The 22,372-nt window shown below is 57.7% G+C and carries 20 protein-coding genes; 14 read left to right on the forward strand and 6 right to left on the reverse strand.

The window, feature by feature from the left end:
* The 8 genes from murF to RT018_RS10705 form a co-directional block, all read left to right on the forward strand.
* The coding region (gene murF, locus RT018_RS10670; protein WP_312941742.1) for a UDP-N-acetylmuramoyl-tripeptide--D-alanyl-D-alanine ligase at nucleotides 1-1,218 on the forward strand (1,218 nt) is incomplete at its 5' end.
* A 9-nt stretch (nucleotides 1,219-1,227) separates the two neighbouring features.
* Nucleotides 1,228-2,127: an ATP-binding cassette domain-containing protein gene (locus RT018_RS10675; protein WP_312941744.1), complete on the forward strand. Its 900-nt coding sequence runs from the start codon at nucleotides 1,228-1,230 to the stop codon at nucleotides 2,125-2,127.
* A 2-nt stretch (nucleotides 2,128-2,129) separates the two neighbouring features.
* The gene (locus RT018_RS10680; protein WP_312941746.1) at nucleotides 2,130-2,975 is read left to right on the forward strand and encodes an ATP-binding cassette domain-containing protein; all 846 of its coding nucleotides are present in this window, start codon (nucleotides 2,130-2,132) and stop codon (nucleotides 2,973-2,975) included.
* Entirely contained in the window at nucleotides 2,972-3,751 is a 780-nt protein-coding gene (locus RT018_RS10685) for a YdcF family protein (protein WP_312941748.1), read from the forward strand. Before RT018_RS10680 ends, RT018_RS10685 begins: the two co-directional genes overlap by 4 nt.
* Before the next feature lie 56 nt (nucleotides 3,752-3,807).
* Entirely contained in the window at nucleotides 3,808-4,308 is a 501-nt protein-coding gene (locus tag RT018_RS10690; protein WP_312941750.1) for a hypothetical protein, read from the forward strand.
* Nucleotides 4,309-4,344: 36 nt separating this feature from the next.
* Entirely contained in the window at nucleotides 4,345-5,406 is a 1,062-nt protein-coding gene (gene prfA / locus RT018_RS10695) for a peptide chain release factor 1 (protein ID WP_312941752.1), read from the forward strand.
* Between the two features lie 37 nt (nucleotides 5,407-5,443).
* A complete protein-coding gene (locus RT018_RS10700; protein WP_312941754.1) occupies nucleotides 5,444-7,117 on the forward strand; it encodes an L-threonylcarbamoyladenylate synthase in 1,674 nt (557 codons plus the stop codon).
* On the forward strand, nucleotides 7,104-8,513 hold the full coding sequence (locus RT018_RS10705) for an aminopeptidase (RefSeq protein ID WP_312941756.1): 1,410 nt from the start codon (nucleotides 7,104-7,106) through the stop codon (nucleotides 8,511-8,513). The genes RT018_RS10700 and RT018_RS10705 overlap by 14 nt, the downstream gene beginning before the upstream one ends.
* A 323-nt stretch (nucleotides 8,514-8,836) precedes the next feature.
* Here the strand turns inward: RT018_RS10705 and asnA are convergent, their stop codons facing one another.
* Both asnA and gltX read right to left on the reverse strand, forming a co-directional pair.
* Entirely contained in the window at nucleotides 8,837-9,844 is a 1,008-nt protein-coding gene (gene asnA, locus RT018_RS10710; protein WP_312941759.1) for an aspartate--ammonia ligase, read from the reverse strand.
* Nucleotides 9,845-9,885: 41 nt separating this feature from the next.
* Nucleotides 9,886-11,385 (reverse strand): glutamate--tRNA ligase, encoded by a 1,500-nt coding sequence (gene gltX / locus RT018_RS10715; RefSeq protein ID WP_312941761.1) that lies wholly within the window; start codon nucleotides 11,383-11,385, stop codon nucleotides 9,886-9,888.
* A 229-nt stretch (nucleotides 11,386-11,614) separates the two neighbouring features.
* On the opposite strand from gltX, the gene trpS reads away from it, so the two are divergent.
* The 4 genes from trpS to RT018_RS10735 are packed head-to-tail and all read left to right on the forward strand — an operon-like array spanning nucleotide 11,615 to nucleotide 15,886.
* The gene (gene trpS / locus RT018_RS10720; protein ID WP_312941764.1) at nucleotides 11,615-12,622 is read left to right on the forward strand and encodes a tryptophan--tRNA ligase; all 1,008 of its coding nucleotides are present in this window, start codon (nucleotides 11,615-11,617) and stop codon (nucleotides 12,620-12,622) included.
* Nucleotides 12,623-12,682: 60 nt separating this feature from the next.
* Nucleotides 12,683-13,954 carry an MraY family glycosyltransferase gene (locus tag RT018_RS10725; protein WP_312941766.1) on the forward strand — a complete coding sequence of 424 codons (1,272 nt, stop codon included), beginning with the start codon at nucleotides 12,683-12,685 and terminating at the stop codon, nucleotides 13,952-13,954.
* A complete protein-coding gene (gene wecB, locus RT018_RS10730; RefSeq protein WP_312941769.1) occupies nucleotides 13,954-15,105 on the forward strand; it encodes a non-hydrolyzing UDP-N-acetylglucosamine 2-epimerase in 1,152 nt (383 codons plus the stop codon). The genes RT018_RS10725 and wecB overlap by 1 nt, the downstream gene beginning before the upstream one ends.
* Nucleotides 15,106-15,130: 25 nt before the next feature.
* The gene (locus RT018_RS10735) at nucleotides 15,131-15,886 is read left to right on the forward strand and encodes a hypothetical protein (protein WP_312941771.1); all 756 of its coding nucleotides are present in this window, start codon (nucleotides 15,131-15,133) and stop codon (nucleotides 15,884-15,886) included.
* A 36-nt stretch (nucleotides 15,887-15,922) separates the two neighbouring features.
* On the opposite strand, the gene RT018_RS10740 is transcribed toward RT018_RS10735, so the two are convergent.
* The 4 genes from RT018_RS10740 to RT018_RS10755 all read right to left on the reverse strand — a co-directional run bounded on the left by RT018_RS10740 (nucleotide 15,923) and on the right by RT018_RS10755 (nucleotide 17,917).
* The gene (locus RT018_RS10740; protein WP_312941774.1) at nucleotides 15,923-16,333 is read right to left on the reverse strand and encodes a hypothetical protein; all 411 of its coding nucleotides are present in this window, start codon (nucleotides 16,331-16,333) and stop codon (nucleotides 15,923-15,925) included.
* 13 nt (nucleotides 16,334-16,346) lie between these two features.
* The gene (locus tag RT018_RS10745; protein WP_312941777.1) at nucleotides 16,347-16,865 is read right to left on the reverse strand and encodes a hypothetical protein; all 519 of its coding nucleotides are present in this window, start codon (nucleotides 16,863-16,865) and stop codon (nucleotides 16,347-16,349) included.
* Nucleotides 16,866-16,885: 20 nt separating this feature from the next.
* Entirely contained in the window at nucleotides 16,886-17,143 is a 258-nt protein-coding gene (locus tag RT018_RS10750; RefSeq protein WP_312941779.1) for a hypothetical protein, read from the reverse strand.
* Nucleotides 17,144-17,305: 162 nt separating this feature from the next.
* Nucleotides 17,306-17,917 (reverse strand): DUF1643 domain-containing protein, encoded by a 612-nt coding sequence (locus tag RT018_RS10755; RefSeq protein ID WP_312941781.1) that lies wholly within the window; start codon nucleotides 17,915-17,917, stop codon nucleotides 17,306-17,308.
* Nucleotides 17,918-18,142: 225 nt separating this feature from the next.
* On the opposite strand from RT018_RS10755, the gene RT018_RS10760 reads away from it, so the two are divergent.
* A complete protein-coding gene (locus RT018_RS10760) occupies nucleotides 18,143-21,463 on the forward strand; it encodes a PD-(D/E)XK nuclease family protein (RefSeq protein ID WP_312941782.1) in 3,321 nt (1,106 codons plus the stop codon).
* On the forward strand, nucleotides 21,456-22,372 hold a 917-nt coding region (locus RT018_RS10765; protein ID WP_312941803.1), incomplete at its 3' end, for a UvrD-helicase domain-containing protein. The genes RT018_RS10760 and RT018_RS10765, both read left to right, overlap by 8 nt.

The raw sequence follows: 22,372 nt of genomic DNA on the forward strand, positions 1-22,372 counted from the left end.
TTTATTGACAGCGCGCTGGAAGCGGGTGCTGCCGGCACTTTGTGCGCCCGCCTGCCTGCCGACCTCCGACCCGATAAATTCTACATCAAGGTGGACGACACCCGTTTGGCGCTGAAGGCGCTGGCTTCCGCCTACCGGGACCGGTTTGATATCCCTTTTGTCCAGATTACAGGCTCTGTGGGGAAGACCACCACCAAGGAGATGATCGCAACGGTCCTCTCGGCGGGACTGAAAGTTCTGAAAACTCCGGAGAATTTCAACAACGATATCGGAACGCCCTTGACGCTGTTCGGCCTGACGCCGGAGCATCAAGCGGCAGTAATCGAAACGGGCATGAACCACTTCGGAGAGATTCACTATCTCTCCGAGTTGGTGCGTCCGGATATCGCCGTGATTTCCAACGTTGGCGACGCTCACATCGAATTTTTGGGCAGCCGAGAGGGAATTTTAAAGGCGAAAAGTGAGGTTTTTGACTTTTTAAAGCCCGAAGGTGTGGCAATTCTCAATGGAGATGACGCCCTGTTGAACACTCTGGAGCTGCCCTTCACCACTCTGCGGTGCGGACAGTCGGAGGGGTGCTGTGTGCGCGTCAGCGATGTGGCCGACCGGGGCTTGGACGGAACCTGCTGCCGTGTCACCACACAAAAAGACGTATACGATTTAACAATTAACGCGCCGGGGCAGCATTTGGTGTACTGCGCTTCCATGGCCGTGGCCATCGCAGAGTTGCTGGGATTAAGCCATGAACAGATTGTCTCGGGCGTGGCGGCGTTTCAGGGCGTGGGAAATCGGATGGAGGTGGTGCGTCTTCCCGGTGGACGCATCATCCTGAACGACTGCTACAATGCGAATCCCCAGTCGGTTGCGGCGGGATTGGAGGTGCTGGCAAAGAGCACCGGATCTCACAAACTGGCCATTTTAGGGGATATGGGTGAGTTGGGAGACCACGGCGCGGCCGCCCACTATAATATCGGTGCGCTTGCGGCTATGCTGGGCATCGACATGGTCATTGCCATCGGAGAAAAAGCGGAGAAAATTGCAGAAGGTACGCTGGCCTCTGGCGGCTGCGCACTCCACTTTCCGGACAAGGATGCAGCGAAAGAGGATCTGCTAAACCAGTTTGAACCGGATACCAGCGCGTTGGTAAAGGCCTCTCACTTTTCCATGCATTTTGAGACCATTGTGGAGTTTTTGAAAGCACAGAATTATCAGGATTAAGGAACACAAATGATAGAAATACAGGTAGAAGGGCTGGCCAAGTCCTTTGATTTGGAAAAGAAAATATTGGACGGACTGACCTTTCAGATTGACGAGGGGGAACGGGTGGGACTTTTGGGTCCCAACGGCGCGGGAAAAACCACGCTGTTCCGGATTCTTACCGGCGAGCTGGACTATGACGCGGGCAGCGTGTCTCTTGCAAAGGGGCGCAGACTGGGGCTGATTTCTCAAATCCCCGTCTATCCGGAGGGATATACGGTGGAGGATGTGCTCCGCACGGCCTTTGACCGTCTTTCCGCTTTGGCGGGAGAGATGGAAGACCTTGCGGGTCGTATGGAGGCGGGGGAGAGCGACCCTGCGCTGTTGCGGCGGTATGGGGCGCTGACGGAAAAGTTTGAGCTGTTCGGCGGATATGACACGGAGGTGGCCGTCAACAAGGTTGCAAACGGCCTCTCCATCCCACAGTCTATGCGCACGGAGCCTTTTGATCGCCTCTCCGGCGGAGAGAAGACCCGGGTGAATCTGGGCCGCTTGATTCTGGAGGATACGGACGTTTTACTGTTGGACGAGCCCACCAACCATCTGGACCTTCATGCAACGGAGTGGCTGGAGGACTATATCTCCCACTTTAAAGGCACCGTGGTGGCAATTTCCCATGACCGGTATTTTCTAGACCGGGCCGTGACGCGAATTATCGAGATCAACGGCGGCAAGGCGGAGTTTTACAGCGGAAATTATAGCTTTTACGCCGTGGAAAAAGAGAGACGTTATCAGGAAAAGCTGAAGCAATACGAAAAAGAGCAGGCCAAAATCACCCAGCTTACCGAGGCGGCAGACCGCCTGCGGCTGTGGGCTTTCTTGGGGAATGACGCGATGTATAAGCGGGCGTTTTCCATGGAAAAACGCTGAAGGTGGAGGGGGGCGAGCGCATTGCCCTCATCGGCGATAACGGAGCAGGAAAATCCACCCTTATCAAGATGGTGATGGATGAGGAGTACCCCGACGAAGGGCGCATTAAGCTGGGACCTGCCGTCAAGGCGGCCTGCTTGCCCCAGATTATCCATTTTGACCATCCAGACTGGAACTTGGTGGAGAACCTTCAGGCCACCAGACGGGGCATGACGGAAACCAGCGCGAGAAATCGGCTGGCATCCTATGATTTCCGAGGAGAGGACGTGTTTAAGTCCGTCTCCGTCCTCTCCGGAGGAGAAAAGAGCCGTCTGCGACTGTGTATGCTGATGGACGGGGAGATCAACTTTCTGATTCTGGACGAACCCACCAACCATCTGGATATCGACTCCCGGGAGTGGATAGAAGACGCGGTGGAAAGCTTTGACGGAACGCTTCTGTTCGTCTCCCACGACCGGTATTTCATCAACCGCTTCGCTACCCGCATCTGGGAGATCGCCGACGGGACTATTACCGACTGGCCGATGGGCTTTGCTCGCTACCGGGAGGAAAAGGAACGGGAAATACAGAGAAATCATGAGAACACAAAAGCTGTAAAGGATAAGTCCGTTACGAAAAAACCGCCCCGGTCAGGACGAGAACAGACGGCTGCACGTAAGCAGCTAGTCATTTGCGAACGCCACATTGGCGAGACGGAAGCCCTCCTTGAAAAGCTGGATTCAGACATGATGGCCGCAGCTTGCGACTATGAAAAACTAAACGCCCTGCTTGCAGAAAAAGACGCGGTGCAGGCGGCGCTGGATGAACTGTATGAAAAGTGGGAGGCACTTTCAGAGGCGGCGGAATGAAAAAATCAACTCGGATTTTTCTGGCCGCGGCAGGCTTTGCGCTGCTGGCGGGAATGGGAATCTGGTTTGTGCCAGGGATGAGGTTCTCCGCGCAGCTATGCGGAGGAATCTCCGCGATTCTGATTTTGTGGACAGCGCTGTGCGTTTGGAGTGCGAAAAGCAGGGCCGGAAAGGTCTGCAAATTGCTGTTTTTAATCTGTGCGGCAATGGGAATCCTGTCCTTTGCGGCGGTAGAGGTATTTCTGGTGAAGGTGGGGCGAATCCCGCCTCACGGGGACCCGCCCGCCGCGGTGATTGTGCTGGGGGCGGGGGTCAACGGAAAAACGCCTTCTTTGGTGCTGGTCTCCCGGCTGAACGCCGCCAAGACCTATTTGGGTCAGGTGCCACCCGATGCCCCGGTGATTCTCTCTGGCGGACAGGGCCCGGGAGAGGAGATCACCGAAGCGCAGGCTATGTATGACTATCTGACAGCGGTTGGGATTAGCGGCGAACGGTTGTATTTGGAGGAGCACTCTACCAACACGGCGGAAAATCTGGCGTATTCCGACAGGATTCTCAGCGAATTGGGGATTGACACCTACAATCAAAGCGTGGCTGTTGTGACCAATGATTTTCATATGGCGCGAGTCCACTATCTGGCGGATTTTGAAACGCCCATGACCGTGACCGGCGTCCCAGCGCGGCTGCCCTATTGGTGGCTGACGGCAAACTATTATACCCGCGAGTATTTCGCACTGACAAAAGCTGTGTGGAACAGGTTGAACGGGGCGGGCTGAGCATTGACCGCTGAGGCTGGGTGCAAACGCGCCCGCAATATGATCAGGGAGGTCTTATGAGCGATATTTTATGTATGTATTACTCCCGCACGGGGAACACCAAGACGGCAATGCAGGAGCTGGCCGCTGCGCTGGACGCGGAACTGGTGGAGCTGAAGGACGGGGTGAACCGGTCGGGCGTAAGGGGTTTTTTGCGCAGCGGAATGGACGCTATGCGCCGCACGGTGGAGACGCTTGAGCCCATAGAGACGGAAAAGCCGCTGACAAATTATAAATTGGTGATTTTGGGCACGCCGGTTTGGGCCGGGCGGTGCAGCAGTGCGGTGCGCAGTTTTTTGCAAGAGCAGGGACATCTGTTGACCGACGTATCCTATGTGCTGCTTCGGGGCGGCAATGCCAAATATGAGGAGATTTACAGTCAGATGGACAAATATCTTTCCCAGCCCCACCAAACCGCCGTGTCTTTGCGGGCCGGGTCCGTGGGCTATCACTTCTGGCAAGAGGAATTTCTCCGCCGGACTCGGGCATTTCTGGAGGGACGGGAGTGTCAGAATTAGCGGCCTTTCCGAAACTAAAGAGGGGAGGCACAATGCTTGTTTGAAAAACTGAAAGAGATTGCGGTCCGATACGACGCGCTGCAAGCTCAGCTTGGCGATCCGTCAGTTTACGGCGACGCGGACCGGCTGCGGGTGATAAATCAGGAACTGAAAGAGCTTTCTCCGGTGGTGGAGGCGTTCTCCGCTTGGGAGCGAGCCGACCGCCGCCTGCGGGAGACGGAAGCACTTTTGAGTGACCCGGAGCTGCGGGCCATGGCGCAGGAGGAGCTGCCGGAAGCACGGGCAGAGGCAGAGCGAATGGAAGCCTCACTGAAGCCCCTACTGCTGCCCCGGGACCCAGACGACGGGCGCAACGTGGTGGTGGAAATCCGGGGCGGTGTTGGCGGAGAGGAGAGTGCGCTGTTTGCGGCGGCCCTTTTCCGAATGTATCTTATGTACGCCGAAAAACGGGGTTTTTCCGTGGATGTTGTCAATGAAAACAGAACGGAGCTTGGCGGTGTAAAGGAGATAAGCTTTCTTGTGGAAGGTGATGGCGCCTGGTCCCGGTTCAAGTTTGAAAGCGGGGTTCATCGCGTGCAGCGGGTGCCGGAAACGGAGTCTTCCGGACGCATCCATACCAGCGCAGCCACCGTTGCTGTTTTGCCAGAGGCTAAGGAAGTGGAATTCGCCATTGACCCCGGTGATTTACAGATTGACACCTTCCGCGCATCAGGCGCAGGAGGGCAGCACATCAACAAAACGGAGTCCGCCATCCGCATCACACACCTGCCCACCGGGACGGTGGTGGAATGCCAGGACGAGCGGAGCCAGTACAAAAACCGGGAGAAGGCCATGAAGGTGCTGCGTTCCCGGCTGTATGAGGCGGAGCTTGCCCGGCGAGACGCAGATCAGGCCGCCCGCCGCCGAAGTCAGGTGGGCAGTGGGGATCGAAGCGAGCGCATCCGCACCTATAATTTTCCCCAGAGCCGGGTGACGGACCACCGGATTGGTCTGACGCTGTACAAGCTGGACAGTCTGATGAACGGCGAGCTGGACGAGCTGATTGACGCGCTGATCGCTGCCGACACGGCGGAGAAGCTGCGAAAGCAGGAAAAATAAAAACGGGCGGAGCCCGCGTAAAACAGAAGGTAACTGCATGGAGACAAAATTTATTGATTTAACCAACATCAAGGGCCAGCAACGGATTGTGGAGGAAAAAATTCAGACAGCCGCCGATATTATTCGCTCCGGAGGGCTGCTGGCCGTGCCTACGGAGACGGTGTACGGCCTGGGAGCCAATGCATTAGACGAGGCGGCCGTGCACAGGATTTTTGAGGCGAAGGGACGGCCGCAGGACAATCCTCTGATCATCCACGTTCCCTCTGCCCAGTGGTTGCCGAGGTTTTGTGTGGATGTGCCGCCGCTGGCATACACGCTGGCTCGGAATTTTTGGCCAGGGCCGCTCACCATGATTTTAAAACGGAATCCGGCTATCCCCGCCGCGGTAACGGCAGGGTTGGATACGGTGGGCGTCCGCTGTCCGGCCCACACGGTGACGCAAGCCATCATCCGCTATGCGGGAGTACCCATCGCCGCTCCCTCTGCCAATCTCTCCGGCCGCCCAAGTTGCACCTCCGCCGCAGACGTGGCGGCGGATATGGACGGCAGAATTGAGGGAATTGTGGACGGTGGCCCCTGCACGGTGGGGGTGGAATCCACCATCGTGGATTTGACCGTTTCGCCACCCCGGATGCTGCGCCCCGGCGGACTTCCGTTGGAAGACCTTCAGCGGGTGCTGGGGGAGATCGAGGTGGACAAAGCTGTCTCCGCGCCCCTGAAAGAGGGCGAAGCGCCCAGAGCTCCCGGTATGAAATATCGCCATTACGCGCCCAAGGCGGCCGTCACCGTGTTCACCGGCAATCCCCGGCGGACGGCGCAGGCGGTGGTCCAGCGTTTAAAGCCCGGCGTGGGCGTCATCTGTTTTGACGAGTTTGAATCTCTGTTTCAGGGCTATGAAACACATCTGCTTGGTCCCGTGGACGACAAGGAGATTCAGGCCCAGCGCGTGTTTGACGCGCTACGCGCCTTCGATACAGGCAACGTGACGGAAATCTTGGCGCAGTGCCCCGACAACCGGGGGCTGGGGCTGGCCATTGGTAACCGGCTGAAAAAAGCAGCGGGCTTTCACGTGGTGGACGAGGAGGAGGAGCGCATTATTCTTGGCCTTACCGGAGGCACGGGCGCGGGAAAAACCAGCGCTCTGAAGGCTGTGGAGGACTTGGGTGGACTGGCGCTGGACTGCGACGCGGTGTATTACGAGCTTCTGAACACCGACCCGGGCCTGCGGGACGCGATTGCAGGCGCCTTTGGCTCGCAGGTCTTTAACCCGAACGGAGCGCTGAACCGTAAGGCGTTGGGTGAGCTGGTTTTCGGAGATAACGACCGGCTGGACCAGCTCAACGACATCGTGTTTCGCTTCTTGCGACCCGAGCTGGAGCGGCGGATTGCCGCTTTTCAGGGCAAGCTCTGCGCACTGGATGCCATCAACCTCTTTGAGTCCGGCATTGACAGGCTGTGCGACTGCACCGTGGCGGTGACTTCGCCCATTGAAATGCGGGTCCGGCGGATTATGGAGCGGGACGGGATCGACGAAAAGTACGCAAGGCTTCGTGTCTCCGCCCAGCAGCAGGACGATTATTTTCGGGAGAAGTGTGACCGGGAGTTAAGCAATACCGCTGAGATGCCCAAGGCGTTTCGGGAGGCGGCAAAGGAATTTTTTATACGTCTGATTGAGCAGATTAAGGAGGATAAGGCAAATGGCAGAAAATAAAAAAGCGAAGGACCTGCGCGAAAAGCTTCTCGCCAGTAAAAAGCATGGCTACGACCGGTTTGACTCCAAAAATGAGAAAGCCATGGAGGCCTACTGCGCGGACTATCGGACATTCTTAGACGCGGGGAAGACCGAGCGGGAATGCGCCGGAGAGCTGGTGCGTCTGGCGGAGGCGGCGGGCTTTCGTCCCTTCACTCGGGGCATGAAGCTGAAAACGGGGGACAAGCTGTACTTTTCCAACCGGAGCAAGAGTGTGTATCTGGCCTGCATCGGAAAGCAGCCTCTGAGCGTTGGCGCGCAGATTGCCGCCGCTCACATTGACTCGCCCCGGCTGGATTTAAAGCCCAATCCGCTTTATGAGGACGGCGAGTTGGCTTATTTCAAAACCCATTATTACGGTGGTATCCGCAAGTATCAGTGGACCACCGTTCCTCTGGAACTTCGGGGCGTGGTGGCGATGAAAAACGGGGACACGGTCTCTGTGCGTATTGGTGCGGACCCGGGGGACCCCAAGCTGGTCATCACAGACCTTCTGCCCCATCTGGGGACGGAACAGAACAAAAAGCCGCTGGGCGAGGCGGTTCCCGGTGAAACGCTAAACCTGCTGCTGGGCAGCCGCCCCTTGCCGGACAGCGAGGGAAGCGATCGGGTGAAGCTGGCGGTGATGCAGATTCTCAATGAAAAATATGGCATCGTGGAGGAAGATTTGACCTCCGCCGAGCTGGAAGCCGTCCCCGCCTTCATGTCCTGCGACATCGGACTGGATCGCAGCATGATCGGCGCTTACGGTCACGACGACCGGGTATGTGCCTATGCCTCGTTCCGGGCACTGGCGGACTTGGAGGAAACGCCGGAGAAGACGGCGGTGTGCATCCTGGCGGACAAGGAGGAGATTGGCTCCGATGGCGTGACTAGCCTGCAGTCTGCCGCATTTGACACCTTTATGGAGGATTTGTGCGAAGCGCAGGGCGTGCCTCTGCGGGTGTGCTTGGAGAAGTCCTTCTGTCTCAGCGCGGACGTGACCGCCGCGTTCGATCCCAATTTTTCCGATGTATTTGAAAAGCGGAACGCCGCATGGCTGAACCACGGTGTGGGCCTTTGTAAATATACCGGTGCCCGTGGCAAGTCGGGCGCGTCCGACGCAGACGCGGAGACGGTGGCCTATATCCGCGCTCTGTTTGACGAGGCGGGCGTTCTTTGGCAGATTGCGGAGCTGGGCAAGGTGGACGCTGGCGGCGGCGGCACGGTGGCGGCCTATATGGCCAACCGGAACATTGCCACGCTGGACGCGGGCGTTCCCGTGCTGAGTATGCATGCTCCCTTTGAGGTGGTGGCGAAGTTGGACTGCTACGAAACTTATAAGGGCATGAAGGCCGTTTTTCTGGCAAAGAAATAATCTGCGATCAATATCAAACACCCGGTTTTTTAAAAATTGGGCGCAATATAGTTACGAAGGAGCCACTGAAAGTGGCTCCTTCGCGCGTTTTGGGATACGCATTGCTTGTTGAGACGGCGGGCAAGGCGATAAACTAGCGCGAATGTTTTTACGGTCAGGTTGATTGCGTGGTGAAGATGGCCCATTCCGGCAGATGATTCGGCAGAGTAAGAATGGGCCGCAAAGTTAAGCGGTTTTTCAAAGGAGTTGGCAAACCCCAAAAAAGAAAACCCGGCTCCACCTTTTATGGCGGAGCCGGGAACATATTGAAGAGCTTAACAGACTTACAAAAGGATGATACTCGCCTCTTCGCAGGCGGCAATCGTGTCCTTGTCCCAGAGACTGGCCTGAACCTCGCCGATATGGCAGGAGCCAAGCAGCAACATGCACAGCCGGGACTGACCGATGCCCCCGCCAATGGACTGGGGAAGTTCACCGTTCAGAAGCATCTTATGGAAGGGGAGGCTTCTCCGCTCGTCGTGGCCGGAGAGGGTAAGCTGCCGATCCAGCGCCGCCTCGTCCACCCGGATGCCCATGGAAGAAACCTCAAAATTACGCTCCAAAACGGGGTTCCACATGAGGATATCGCCGTTCAGCGTCCAGTCGTCATAGTCCGGGGCGCGGCCGTCGTGGGGCTTTCCGGAGTTAAGCTTTCCGCCGATCTGCATGAGGAACACGGTGCGGTGCTTCTGGCAGACGGCTTTTTCCCGTTCGTTGGGGGTCAGGTCCGGAAAGCAATCCTCCAGCTCCTGCGTGGTGGTGAAAAACACATCTCGGTCCGGGCGGAAGGTGAGGGCAGGATAGGTCTTGCGCAGGTCCTCTGCCGTGTCGCAGATAGAGGCCACGATGGTGCGGACGGTATCCTTGAGGTACTGAAGATTCCGGTCCTCGCGCCGGATGTGCTTTTCCCAGTCCCACTGGTCCACATACACGGAATGGAGATTGTCCACCTCCTCGTCCCGGCGGATGGCGTTCATGTTGGTATACAGGCCGGTTCCGGCCTTAAACTCATACCGCTTCAGCGCCAGACGCTTCCACTTGGCGAGGGAATGGACCACCTGCCCATCGGTCCCAACGTCCGGAATGTCAAAGCTCACAGGGCGCTCCACGCCGTTAAGGTCGTCGTTCAGGCCAGTGGCCCCGTCCACGAATAGAGGGGCGGAAACCCGGTGAAGGTCCAGCCGCTCTGTCAGATTCTTCTGAAAGTCGGCGTGGATAAATTCAATGGCACGCTGAAGCTGGTTATTGGTCAGGGGCATTTTGTAACCGGCGGGAATCACAATTTTACTCATGTTGGGCTACCTATCCTTCTGAATTTGTATTTCACTGACGCTCAGCCCAGCAGGGAGAGGCCGTGCCGCAGTCTTTTCAGTGTTTCCTCTCGCCCCAGAATGCGGCAGATTTCCACTGCGCCACCGGGTGTCACCAGCTTGCCCGCCGCGGCAATGCGCACGGGCCACATCAGTGTGGCGTTTTTCACCCCCAGCGTTTCCGCAAGGCCCGTCAGCGCGCCGTGGATGGCGTCCGTGTCCCAAGAGGGAAGAACCTCCAGCGCGGGAATGGCAGCGGAGAGCATCGCCTTAGAAATCTCCTGATCCGTCTTAGACTTCTTATTGACATAAAAGTCAACGTCGTAGTCGGGAAGTGCGTCAAAAAAGTTCACCTTTTCGGGAATTTCCGTCAGTTTTTCACACCGCGCCTGCAACAGAGCGGCAACGTCCGCAGGGTCGATGGCTGGGTTTTTCACGCTTTGGCGGATATACGGCTCCGCAATGTTCGCAAACTCCTCCGGCGCAAGGGCGCGGAGATAGGTGGCGTTGAAGTAATCTAGCTTTGCCATGTCAAAAATTGCGGGAGATTTGGAGATTCCTGCGATGTCGAAAGCTTCCACCAATTCATCCAGAGAGAAAATCTCCTGCTCCTTCCGCTCGCCCCTAGGCGCCCAGCCAAGCAGAGCCACATAATTTAAAACAGCCGTGGTGAGGTACCCCTGCGCAATCAAATCCTCATAGGAGGGGTCCCCATGGCGCTTGGACATTTTATTGTGCGCGTCCCGCATGACGGGGGAACAGTGCACATAGGTGGGAATTTCCCAGCCGAAGGCTTGATACAGCAAATTGTATTTGGGTGCGGAGCTGAGGTATTCACTGCCCCGAACCACATGGGTGATGCCCATGAGATGGTCATCCACCACGTTGGCAAAGTTGTAAGTGGGCAGCCCGTCGGACTTGATGAGCACCTGATCGTCCAGCGTGTCGTTTTCCACGGTAATGTCCCCAAAGGTCACATCATGGAAGGTGGTGCTGCCCTCCCTGGGAATTTTCTGGCGGATGACGTGAGGGGTTCCTGCGTTTAACTTGGCCTGAATTTCGTTGAAGGGGAGGTCGGGACAGCCGCATTGGTGCTTTTTGACCTTCACGCCCTCGGCAACCTCCTGGGCCTCGTCCTCTTCTTTCCCGCAGAAGCAGCGATAAGCGAAGCCTTTTTCTACCAGCAGTTCAGCATACTTTCCGTACAGCTCACGCCGCTCTGACTGGATATAGGGGCCCACCGGGCCGCCCACGTCCGGGCCTTCGTCGTGCCCAAGGCCGCACTGGGCCATGGTCTTGTAGATGACGTCAGTGGCGCCTTCTACAAAGCGGCCCTGATCGGTGTCCTCAATGCGCAAGAGGAAAGTGCCTCCCGCGTGGCGGGCGATAAGCCAGGTGTACAGCGCAGTGCGCAGGTTGCCCACGTGCATATAGCCGGTGGGGGAGGGGGCGAAACGGGTGCGAACCTTTCCCGAGGGTATGCGGGCTTCCATTTCGTCAAAGAATGCTTTATCTACGGCCATGAATTTACCTCCATGTATTGTTTAACAATTTATTATCGCTTTTGCAGCCCAGAATGTCAAGGGGGTTCCTGCGGTAAAGGAAGCAAATGCCGCGTCGGCAGGGCCGTTTACGCCGGGGCAAAATCCCCAAAACAGATTGCACTTTCCAATGCTTCGTGCTACAATGACTAAGCTATATTGCCGCTTTATGGCCAAAGGGCGCGAGAGCGGCGGATTTTGAGGTGGTATCATGGAAAAAGAGACGCTTAAACGGCGGATTCTCAGCGGAATTCAGCCCTCCGGCGACCTGACCCTTGGCTCCTATCTGGGGGCCATTCGTAACTGGGCGGCGCTGGCGGACGAGTATGACTGCTTTTATATGCTGGCAGATATGCACACCATCACGGTCCGGCAGGAGCCGGCAGAGCTTCGGCGGCGCACCCTGACGCAACTGGCCGCCTACATTGCCTGCGGCCTTGACCCGGAGAAAAACACCCTGTTCGTCCAATCTCATGTTCCGGCCCATGCACAGCTTGCGTGGGTATTGGACTGCTACACCATGTACGGCGAGCTGAGCCGCATGACCCAGTTTAAGGACAAGTCCGCGAAAAACACAGACAATATTAACGCGGGCCTGTTTACCTATCCGGCCCTGATGGCGGCGGACATTTTGCTGTATCAGGCGGATTTGGTACCGGTGGGCGGCGACCAGAAGCAGCATGTGGAGATCTGCCGGGACATCGCCAATCGGTTCAACGGGATTTACGGCAGCGTGTTCAAGGCTCCCGAGCCTTACATTCCCAAGGTGGGGGCGCGGATTATGAGTCTGACCTCTCCCGAAAGCAAGATGAGCAAGTCCGACAAGGATCAGAACGGCTGCGTTTATATGCTGGAAAAGCCGGAGGACATTCTGCGCAAGTTCAAAAAGGCAATGACGGATTCCGAAGCCTGCGTGCGGTATGACCAGAGGGAAAAGCCGGGCGTGTCCAACCTGATGCAGATTTACTCGGTGTGCACCGGCAGGGACTTTGCAGCCATCGAGGCAGAGTTTGCCGGGCATGGCTACGGGGACTTCAAGGCCGCCGTGGGCGAAGCGGTGGTGGAGCTGCTGCGCCCCATCCGTGAGGAAACGGAGCGGCTGCTTGCGGACAAAGCGGCCCTTCAGGCCATCTACCGCGATGGTGCGGATCGGGCGTCCCGCGTGGCGGGGCGGACGCTAGGCAAGGTTTACAAAAAGGTCGGCTTTATCGACCGGTGATTACGGCGCGCGCCGCCATAAAGGCTAAACATGCGCGCGGTGAAAGGAAACGTTGTCGCAATGCTAATCAATACAAATCTGCTGGCCGGAGTGTTTCTGGCTTTGCTGGTGGCGCTGGCGGTGAGCTTTCTGGCGTCTCCGGTGGTGAAGGCATTTGCCTATAAGGTGGGCGCCATCGACGTGCCCAAGGATAACCGCCGGATGCACCATATCCCCATCCCCCGGCTGGGGGGCCTGGCCATTTTTCTGGGCTTCATCGTCAGCATTTTGTTGTTTGCGGAGATGACAAACCAGTTCCGCAGCATTTTGCTGGGAGCGGTGATCATCGTGGTGCTGGGTGTGGTGGACGATATCACGCCGCTTCCCGCCAAATTTAAATTTCTGGTCCAAATCGGAGCGGCCCTAATTCCCACACTGAACGGCGTGCGTATCCATGTGCTAAGTAATCCCAACCTTTTCTCGCCCGACCCCTATTGGGATATGGGCGTGCTATCCATTCCAGTCACCGTGCTGTGGATTGTGGCGATTACCAATGCCGTAAACCTGATTGACGGACTGGACGGACTGGCCATCGGTGTGTCCGCCATTTCCGCCACCACTGTGCTGGTGATTTCCCTGCTTGTGAGCGAGATGCAGGTGGCTGTGGTGATGGCGGCGCTGGTGGGGGCGTGCGTGGGCTTTATGCCCTATAACCTCAATCCCGCTAAGATGTTTATGGGAGACACCGGGGCCACGTTTTTAGGATATATTCTGGCCTGCATGTCTGTGGAAGGGCTGTTTAAGTCTTGGGCCATCATTTCCTTCGCGGTTCCATTTCTAATTCTGGGCCTGCCGATTTTCGACACGGCTTTTGCCATCCTCCGCCGCCTTGCCCATGGGCAAAGCCCCATGCAGGCGGACCGAAGCCATATTCACCACCGCCTGATCGACATGGGATTGAACCAGAAGCAGGCGGTTGCCACGCTGTACGTGATTTCGGCGATTCTGGGTCTTAGCGCCGTGGTGCTGACCACCAGCGGAGAGCTGCGGGCTATGATATTCTTCGTATCGCTGTGCGTGGTAGCTGTGGTGGCCGCCAGAGTTGTTTTCCCCAAGGAGGTCCGGGAAGAGCTTCATGAAGAGATGGAAGAGCTGAGGGACCACGGTCACCACGCTGAAAAGAGGGAAGCGCTAGATGAGGCCGCACCCCTTGCTGGAGAGGAATCAGAAGAGGAATGTGCTCCCAGCCCCTGCGACGGGCATTCGGAAACGGCGAAGGAGAAGACTTCCCCTGTGCCGGTTGCTGAAGAAGCAAAAGAGCAGGATGGTTGGGAAGGAGAGGAGGACCAGTGATGAAAAACATTCGCGTCATGAGCGTCTTCGGCACCCGGCCGGAGGCTATTAAAATGGCGCCGCTCGTCAAAGAGCTTGCCGCTCGGGAGGGCATTGAGAGCCTTTGTTGCGTCACCGCGCAGCATCGACAGATGCTGGACTCCGTGCTGGAGGTTTTTGACCTAAAGCCGGACTGGGATTTGGACATCATGACCCCGCGACAGACCCTTTCCACCATCACCAGCAAGTGCCTGCAGGGAATGGACGAGGCTATTGATGCGCTGAAACCGGATTTGATTCTGGTTCATGGAGATACCTCTACCACCTTTGCCGGGGCCCTGTCTGCGTTTTATCATCAGGTGAAGGTAGGGCATGTAGAGGCTGGATTACGAACCTATGACAAGTATTCTCCCTTTCCAGAGGAAATGAACCGCGTGATGACCTCCCGGTTGGCGGATCTCCATTTTTGCCCCACGGCGGGCAACCGGGATAACCTGCGCCGGGAGGGCGTGCGGGGGGATCTGTTTATTACCGGTAACACAGTGATCGACGCGCTGCGCACAACCGTTCGTTCCGGCTTTCACTTTTCCACGGAGGAGCTGAACCATCTGCCCTACGGGGAGAAAAAGGTGTGTCTTGTCACCTGCCACCGCCGGGAGAACTACGGCGAGCCTATGAAAAACATCATGATTGCCCTGCGCCGGATTGCGGAGGAAAACAAGGATGTGGAACTGGTGTATCCCGTTCATCTCAGCCCTGTGGTGAGAGAGAGCGTGGATCAATATCTCCGGGGCGCTCCCCGGGTACACCTGATCGACCCGCTGCCCGCCGACGAGATGCACAACCTGATGGCCCTGTGCGATCTGGTGCTGACCGACTCGGGAGGACTTCAGGAAGAGGCCCCCGCCCTCGGCAAGCCTGTGCTGGTGCTGCGGCGGGAGACAGAACGGCCTGAGGCTGTGGCGGCTGGGACGGTGAAGCTGGCCGGTGTGGCACAGGACGACATTGTGACCATGGCCACCCGCCTGTTGCGGGACCGGGAAGCCTATGACAAAATGGCGCGTGCCGTGAATCCTTATGGTGACGGACGTTCCTGCGGGCGCATTGCGGACGCGGTGGAGTGGCATTTTGGTCTGCGGCGCGACCCACCGGAGGACTATTCCGGCACCTGAGCCGGATGCGTGGAGAGGGGGGCTCATGAGAAACAGCAAGATTGGAAAATTTACCGTCGCCGGATTTGTTATCCTGATTTTGCTGGTGGTGGCAATTCTTTTGAGCAACGGCCTACGCCGCTCCTCCCGCATCGTGCTGCCGGATACCGTCGTGCCCACGGGGGATTCCTCGACCAATGGCGGCGGAGAGGACGACGGCGTTACCCTGATTGCGGTGACACCAGGGACGGTGCAGTCCGCGATTGAGTCGTTGGAGCGCCCGGCCCAATATCGCCGGAGCATTGCCGAGGAGCGGTTTTGGATTGGCGGAAGCGGGACGACCCAGGTGCTTGTCTCCGTCAGCGGTGACTGGACTAGAACGGACTCCGCGCCCAAGGGGCAGCAAATCCGCCACTCTCTTACCAACGGAACCACGACGTATATCTGGTACGGAAACCAGACTGAGGTTTATCAATGTCCCGCCGGGGATATTGCTGCCGAGCAGGAGCAAGGGATTCCTACCTATGAGGACGTGCTTGCCCTGCCGGTGAATCAGATTGAAAAGGCGGACTACCGTTCTCTTTCCGGGGTGAACTGCATCTATGTGGAGACGGGAGAGGATGAAAACGGCTTTGTCCTGCGGTACTGGATCAGTGTGGACTCGGGGCTTTTGACAGCAGCGGAGTGGCTGAAATACGGCGAGACAATCTACCGTATGGGCTCTCTCACACTGGATGCGACCGGACCCGTCAATCAAGATTTTACCCTTCCGGACGGAACGTTATTGGCCACAATAGAATAAGAAAAAACGGCTTTCCCATTGAGGGAAAGCCGTTTTTTAAAGGATCAACAGAAGACCCAGAGCGATTAAAAGTTCCTCATCCGCATCTTCCCTGAATAGAAAAAACATCATCATGAGGAGAATCAGGTCACTGGAATCCACGTTGTCCAAATGTAGTTTATCCAGCATCCGACGCAGTGTGGCGGAGATGCCTTCTCCGTGGAGCGGTGGGGGCGGTGGACCGAAAAACGGGTCCTTGGGCGGTGGAAACGGCCCCGGGCCCCCGCCTCCACCGGAAGGAGGCGGGGGAGGAGGTCCACCGGGCCCGGATCCAAAGCCGCCACCGGAGGGAGAAGGTCCGCCGGGTCCGCCGCCGGACGGAGGAGAACTCCCGGGACTAGACCGGGCTTCCTCTTCGGGAATGCGGGAATAGGAGCCGTCGTCGTTGCGGATATAGCGGTTATACATCCCTCATCCTCCCTTACGTCTCCCAGTTGGTGATAAATTTTTTTCCGATATGGACAATGCGCGCCAGTTGGAGCGCCCGTTCGATTTTTGTTTGTCGTTCGGCCTTTAAGTAGGGGCGCAGAGCATACAGCAGTGCACGGCTGTTGTTGTTATGGGGACTGCCCAGCTCTTTAATTAGGGGCATCAGGCGGGCAATGGTGCCCGGGTCGATGCTGCCCAACAAAGAGCTGAGAGGATTTTCCCCTGAAGCCGATCCCGGTGGGGGAGGATAATTCCCCGGTGGAGCATAACTTCTCGGTGGGGGAGGTTGATAGCTGGCCTGCCCCGGTGGAGCATAACTTCCCGGTGGGGGAGGCTGATAGCTGGCCTGCCCCGGCGGAGGGTATGGGGGATAGCCGCCCTGTGCCTGCCCGGGCTGAGAAGGGAGAGCGGAGCCGTTCCCCCCGCCAATGGACTGTGCAAGCTGCATAATCTGCGCCATGCTGTTGGGGTCCGACAGTATCGCGTTCAACTTATCCTCAAATTCCGCCATTCCGTCCGCCCCTTTTCCATTTATTTTTTGGTTGCCTGATTGATGCGCTCTACCAGCGCGGCCCCCTCGGGGCTTTGCATTAGCTGGTTAATCATCTGTGTAATTTGGGTGGAGTCGCCCCGCATGGCGTTCATCGCCGCCTGCTGTATAGCCGTACCTCCATTTGCCCGGGTCATCATCTCCACCAGCCTGCGTCCATCCTGCGAGGTAAGCAGGCGCTGAACGGTGGCCGGGTCCTGATTGAGTTGCTGAATGGTTTGTCTGGTCTTGTCGTCCATGATAGCCTCCTGTCGGTGGTTAAACAATCGTTGTCAAGGCAGTATATGAACGAAATGAAAAAAAAGTGCGTCTTATCGGAAAATTCCCGCTGGGACAAGGCATTCCACAAGAGGGAAGCCTTTATCCAAGCGGGAATTTTCATGCAGTGCGGTGAAAGAAATTTATCGTTCGCCCAGATATGTGTCAATCTCAAAGTCCAACAGAGCCGTGTCCTGCCGGAGATACAGCGGATGGTGGGGATGCCCGGATTTTAGGAGAGGGCCTGCGGAAAACCATTTGGCTCCGGCGGCGCGGCCCTCCTCCGCAAAGTCCCACAGGCAGTCCATTAAATAAGGTCGTTTCTCAATGAGATTGCCCCACGCGGCCCAGACAGCGGGCCGGGGAGATAGGGCGAGGAGATACGCAAAGGCCCTGCGGTTTTCTCCGTGGAGATAGGCGTTGCAGGCGCGCTCCATGTCGTTGGGCCGGGTGGCCCGCTGGGCGTAGACATTAAACATGAGGAAGCTGTCGTACCCGTTGTTCAGGGCGATGCGCCGGGCGGAGCTGACAGTGGGGTCCAGCTTGTCCGGAACGGCGGTGGAGGGATTGATACCCAGACAGATCAGAGGCTTTTTCCCTCGGGTGCCCAGAATGTATCGGTATTCAGAATAGGCGTTGGGAACGTACAGCCATTGGGCTGTGTCGTAAGCCGGATTAGGGCGCAGCGCGGCCTCCAGTGCCGCGTCAAAGGACAGGACCTCAATTTCTCCGGTGGTGGAACTGGGAATATGCATGGGCACGGCTCCTTTTCGACAGTTTTCTTCAGTGTAGCAGGGTCAGGTCAAAAATGCAAATCCGCTGTTCAATTGTGTCGAACTGTGCTATTCTATTGCCATGACGATGATGAACAATTTTGACCGCAAGAGTGTAACAAGCATGCGGTATTTTTAAGCAAATGAAAAGTCACCGGAGCTGCTTTTCCGGGTGATACGGCCGCATATAGGGAAGGGAAGAAAGCCATGCTGAAAATTCTTATGGGACGGGCAAGAAGCGGAAAATCGCGTAGGATTTTAAAAGAAATTGCAATAAAGGGCGATTCCTCTCGCCAGATTTTGCTGGTGCCGGAGCATGCCTCCCATCAGGCGGAGGTGGATTTGTGCCGCGCCTGCGGTGACACTGTCAGCCGTCACGCGGAGGTTCTAAGCTTTCGCCGCCTTGCCACCCGTGTATTGGCCGTCACCGGCGGCGCGGCGGACGTGAGCATTGACGCGGGAGGAAAGCTGTTGCTGCTGCAGCGATCCCTGACCGAGCTTGCCTCCGTGCTGAAGGTCTACCGCCGTCCCAGCCAACGGGCGGGATTTCTAGAGCAGCTCCTTGGACTGTTGGACGAGCTGACCAGCTACGCCGTCTCGCCCATGACTCTGGCCGCGCAGGCGGAGGATATTCCCGGCGCTATGGGAGACAAGTTGCGAGACCTCGCTTTGATTTACGCAGATTACGAGGCGCACCTCCACCGCCCGGAAAAGGACGGCAGGGACCGCATCGCAAAGCTGCGGGACCACTTGGAGGAGTCTGGATATGCCGACGGAGCAGACGTGTATCTGGATGGATTCTCGTATTTTAACGGACTGGAAGTAGAGATTCTGTCTGTGCTTTTGCGGCGCGCCGCAAGCGTGACGGTGACCCTTTTGGGGGACGAACACGACCCGGGCGAGATCTTCGAGGTATCCGTGCGCACCCGGGACCGGCTGCGCCGGTTGGCGGCGTCGGCGGGAGTGCCCTTTGAAGTTCAGTACGTTGCGTCCCGCGACGATTCTCCCATGGGTCTTGTGGAGCGGTCATTCTTTGACGGAAATGAGATCTGGGAGGAGGAAGCTCCCTCTGTACGGCTGAGGGAGGCGGACTCCGCCTTCACAGAGGTGGAACAGACCGCCGCCGATATTCTGCGGCTGGTGAAAACGGGAAAATGCCGCTTCCGGGACATCACGGTGGCGGCAAGAAACATGAAGGATTATGAGTCCGTCATTGAAAATGTCTTCGAGCGGTACGACGTTCCCGTCTATCTCAGCCGTCGAAGCGACATTCTGGAAAAGCCAGTGCTGTCTCTTCTCACCGGCGCCTTGGACGCCGTCACCGGCGGCTGCGAATACGAGGATATGTTTCACTATCTGAAAACTGGTCTTGCGGGGCTTTCGCCCGAGGAGTGTGACCGGCTGGAAAACTACGCTCTTACTTGGGAAATCCACGGCTCTCTCTGGCTGCGGGAAACGGACTGGTCCGCAAATCCCGGGGGATACGGTGCCCCGTGGACCGATGGACGGCATGCCGAACTTGGGGAGCTGAATAAGCTGCGCCGCCGGGTGCGCGGCCCGCTAAAGCTACTGTCGGACGGGATGAAGTCCGCACAGACAGCGAGGGAGCAGGTGAATGCGCTTTACAGTTTCATGGAGACGCTGCACCTCCAATCCACTCTGGAGGAGCAGCTTCGTGCCCTTGGAAATCAGGGGGAATTACAGACGGCGGAGGAAACAGGGCAACTCTGGGGGATTCTTTGCGGAGTGCTGGACCAGTTCGTGGAGATTCTGGGAGACGAGGCCATGGAAGCGGAGACGTTTGCGCGCCTGTTCCGGCTACTGCTGACTCAGTACAGCGTGGGAACCATTCCTCCCGCGCTGGATCAGGTGTCTGCCAGCGAAATCACCCGGAACGACCGACACACGGCAAAGTACCTCTTTTTGCTGGGGGCCAATGATCATGTCCTGCCCGCCGTGGCGCAGCGGGGCGGCGTGCTGAACGATGAGGACCGAGAAGAGCTTGCCACTCGGGGGATTCGTCTGGCTCCCACAGGGATGGAGCAGTTTAACGTGGAGCTTCAAAACCTCTATGCGGCCCTTGCTCAGCCCACGGACGGGCTGACCGTCAGCTATCCTGTTTCCGATGTCAATGGGGCGCAGCTTCGGCCCTCCTTCGTGGTGGAGCGTCTGGGAAAGCTGTTTCCCGAGAACCAGATAGAGCGGGAGAGCGGCAAAAAGGAATACCGTATGGCGGCAATTGCCCCTGCGCTGGAAGCTGCCGGAGGCAATCCGGGCGGGCCGGTGTGGCGCTGGTTTGCGGAAAAACCGGAGTGGGCGGCTCGGTTAGAAGCCATGGAGCGGGCTGCCGCCATGGGCCGGGGGCGGCTAAGTCTGCCCGCTGTCCGGGCGCTGTACGGCGAGCAATTCAGCATGTCTGCCTCCCGGTTGGAGCGGCTGCGCCAGTGTCATTTCGCCTATTTCATGCAGTATGGACTAAAGGCCCGTCAGAGAAAAACGGCCTCCTTTGACGCGCCACAAATCGGCACATTTCTGCATTTTATTTTGGAAAACGTCACGGAAGAAACTGCGAAACAGGGCGGATTTGCAACTGTTTCCCGGGAAATGCTTCGTCAGCTCACCGACCGCTTCATGGACGAGTATGTTCAGCGGGAACTGCCGAATCTTCAGGACCGGACGGCCCGGTTCCGCTATCTCTTCTCCCGGCTGCGGACCACAGCCTATGCCGTGGTGGAGGAGACGGCGCGGGAGTTGGCGCAGTCGGACTTTGTGCCGGTGGAATTTGAGCTGTCCTTCGGAGACAAGGGGACACTGCCCGCCGTCACCGTATCGGAGCCGGACGGGGAGCTGCGGGTAAACGGGAAGGTGGACCGAATCGACGGCTGGCTAAAGGACGGTAAGCTCTACCTCCGTGTGGTGGATTATAAGACCGGGAAGAAGACCTTCGATTTGGCCGAGGTCCGAATGGGACTGGATATCCAGATGCTGCTGTACCTGTTCACGCTGAAAAATCAGGGCAGCGCCTATTTTAGGCAGGAAGTGGTTCCCGCCGGGGTGCTGTATCTCCCGGCCCGGGACGAGATTTTGGCGCAGGAGCGGAACGTGACCCCGGAGAGACTGGCGCAGGAGCGGGCGAAGGCATTGCGCCGCAGCGGCCTGCTGCTGAACGAGCCGGAGGTTTTGCAGGCCATGGAGCACGATGCACTGACGGAACCGAAGTATCTGCCTTTGCGGGTGGACCGGGAGGGGAATCTCTCCGGCGGCATCGCCACCGCCGCCCAGCTTGGGCGGCTTGGAAGTTATGTGGAGCGGCTGCTCCACGACATAGCCGCCGAGGTAAGAGACGGTGTAATCGACGCGGACCCCTGTTGCCACGATGAGAATGACAGCGTGTGCCGGTTTTGCGACTGGGCGGGGGCCTGTCACTTTGAGGACGGACGGGGCGGCGACCGCCTGCGCTATATCCGAAAGGTAACGGCAGCGGAATTCTGGCAGGACTTGGACGGAGAGGAGAACGGACGTGGCTAAAATTCAACTGACTCCGGCCCAGCGCGCGGCGGCCGAAAACCGGGGCGGAAGCCTGCTGGTCTCGGCGGCGGCCGGGTCTGGTAAGACAAAGGTGCTGGTGGAGCGGCTATTTCTCTATATCCTGGAGGACGGCTGCAACATCGACGACTTTCTCATCATCACCTATACCAAGGCGGCAGCAGCGGAGCTGCGGGGCAAAATTGCCTCAGAGCTGGGAAAGCTTTTAGGTGAACACCCCGGCAACACCCACCTCCGCCGCCAGCTTATGCGAGTATATCAGGCGGACGTAAAAACGGTGGACGCCTTTTGTACGGCACTGCTGCGGGAAAATGCTCACCTACTGGCAAAAGAGGGAGAGCGGCACTGCCTGACCCCGGACTTCCGGGTCCTGGATGAAGGAGAGGCAGAGCTACTGCGCCGCCGGGTTTTGGACCGTACGCTGGAGGAGTTCTATAAAACTCTGGACGATGTTTGCGGAGGCGCACTTCTGGCGGACACTCTGGGCGCAGGTCGGGACGACGGCGCGCTTGCGGAGCTGGTTCTGGAGCTTCACGGAAAGCTTCAAAGCCACGCCTATCCGGAACGGTGGCTGGAGGAGAACCGGGCATCCTGGCTGAATCTGTCCGGAACCTTCGATGAAACGCCCTATGCCAAGGAGCTGTTGGAAGGCACCATGCGCAAGGCATTGTCATGGGCGGAAATATTCCGTTCCGCCGCGCAAGGCGTGGAAAGTGATACAACTTTACATGCAGGATATGGAGAGAAGTTTTTGACTGCCGCTGACTCGCTTGACGCGCTGAGGAAAGCCGCTGAGAAAGGTTGGGATCAAGCTGGAATGATGGCGGAAGCGGTGACCTTTCCGCGCCTTACCACGCCGAAGGGTCGCAAGGATGACCCGGAAGTTTTGCG

Source organism: Oscillibacter sp. (genome assembly GCF_032060045.1).
Lineage (GTDB): Bacteria > Bacillota > Clostridia > Oscillospirales > Oscillospiraceae > Oscillibacter.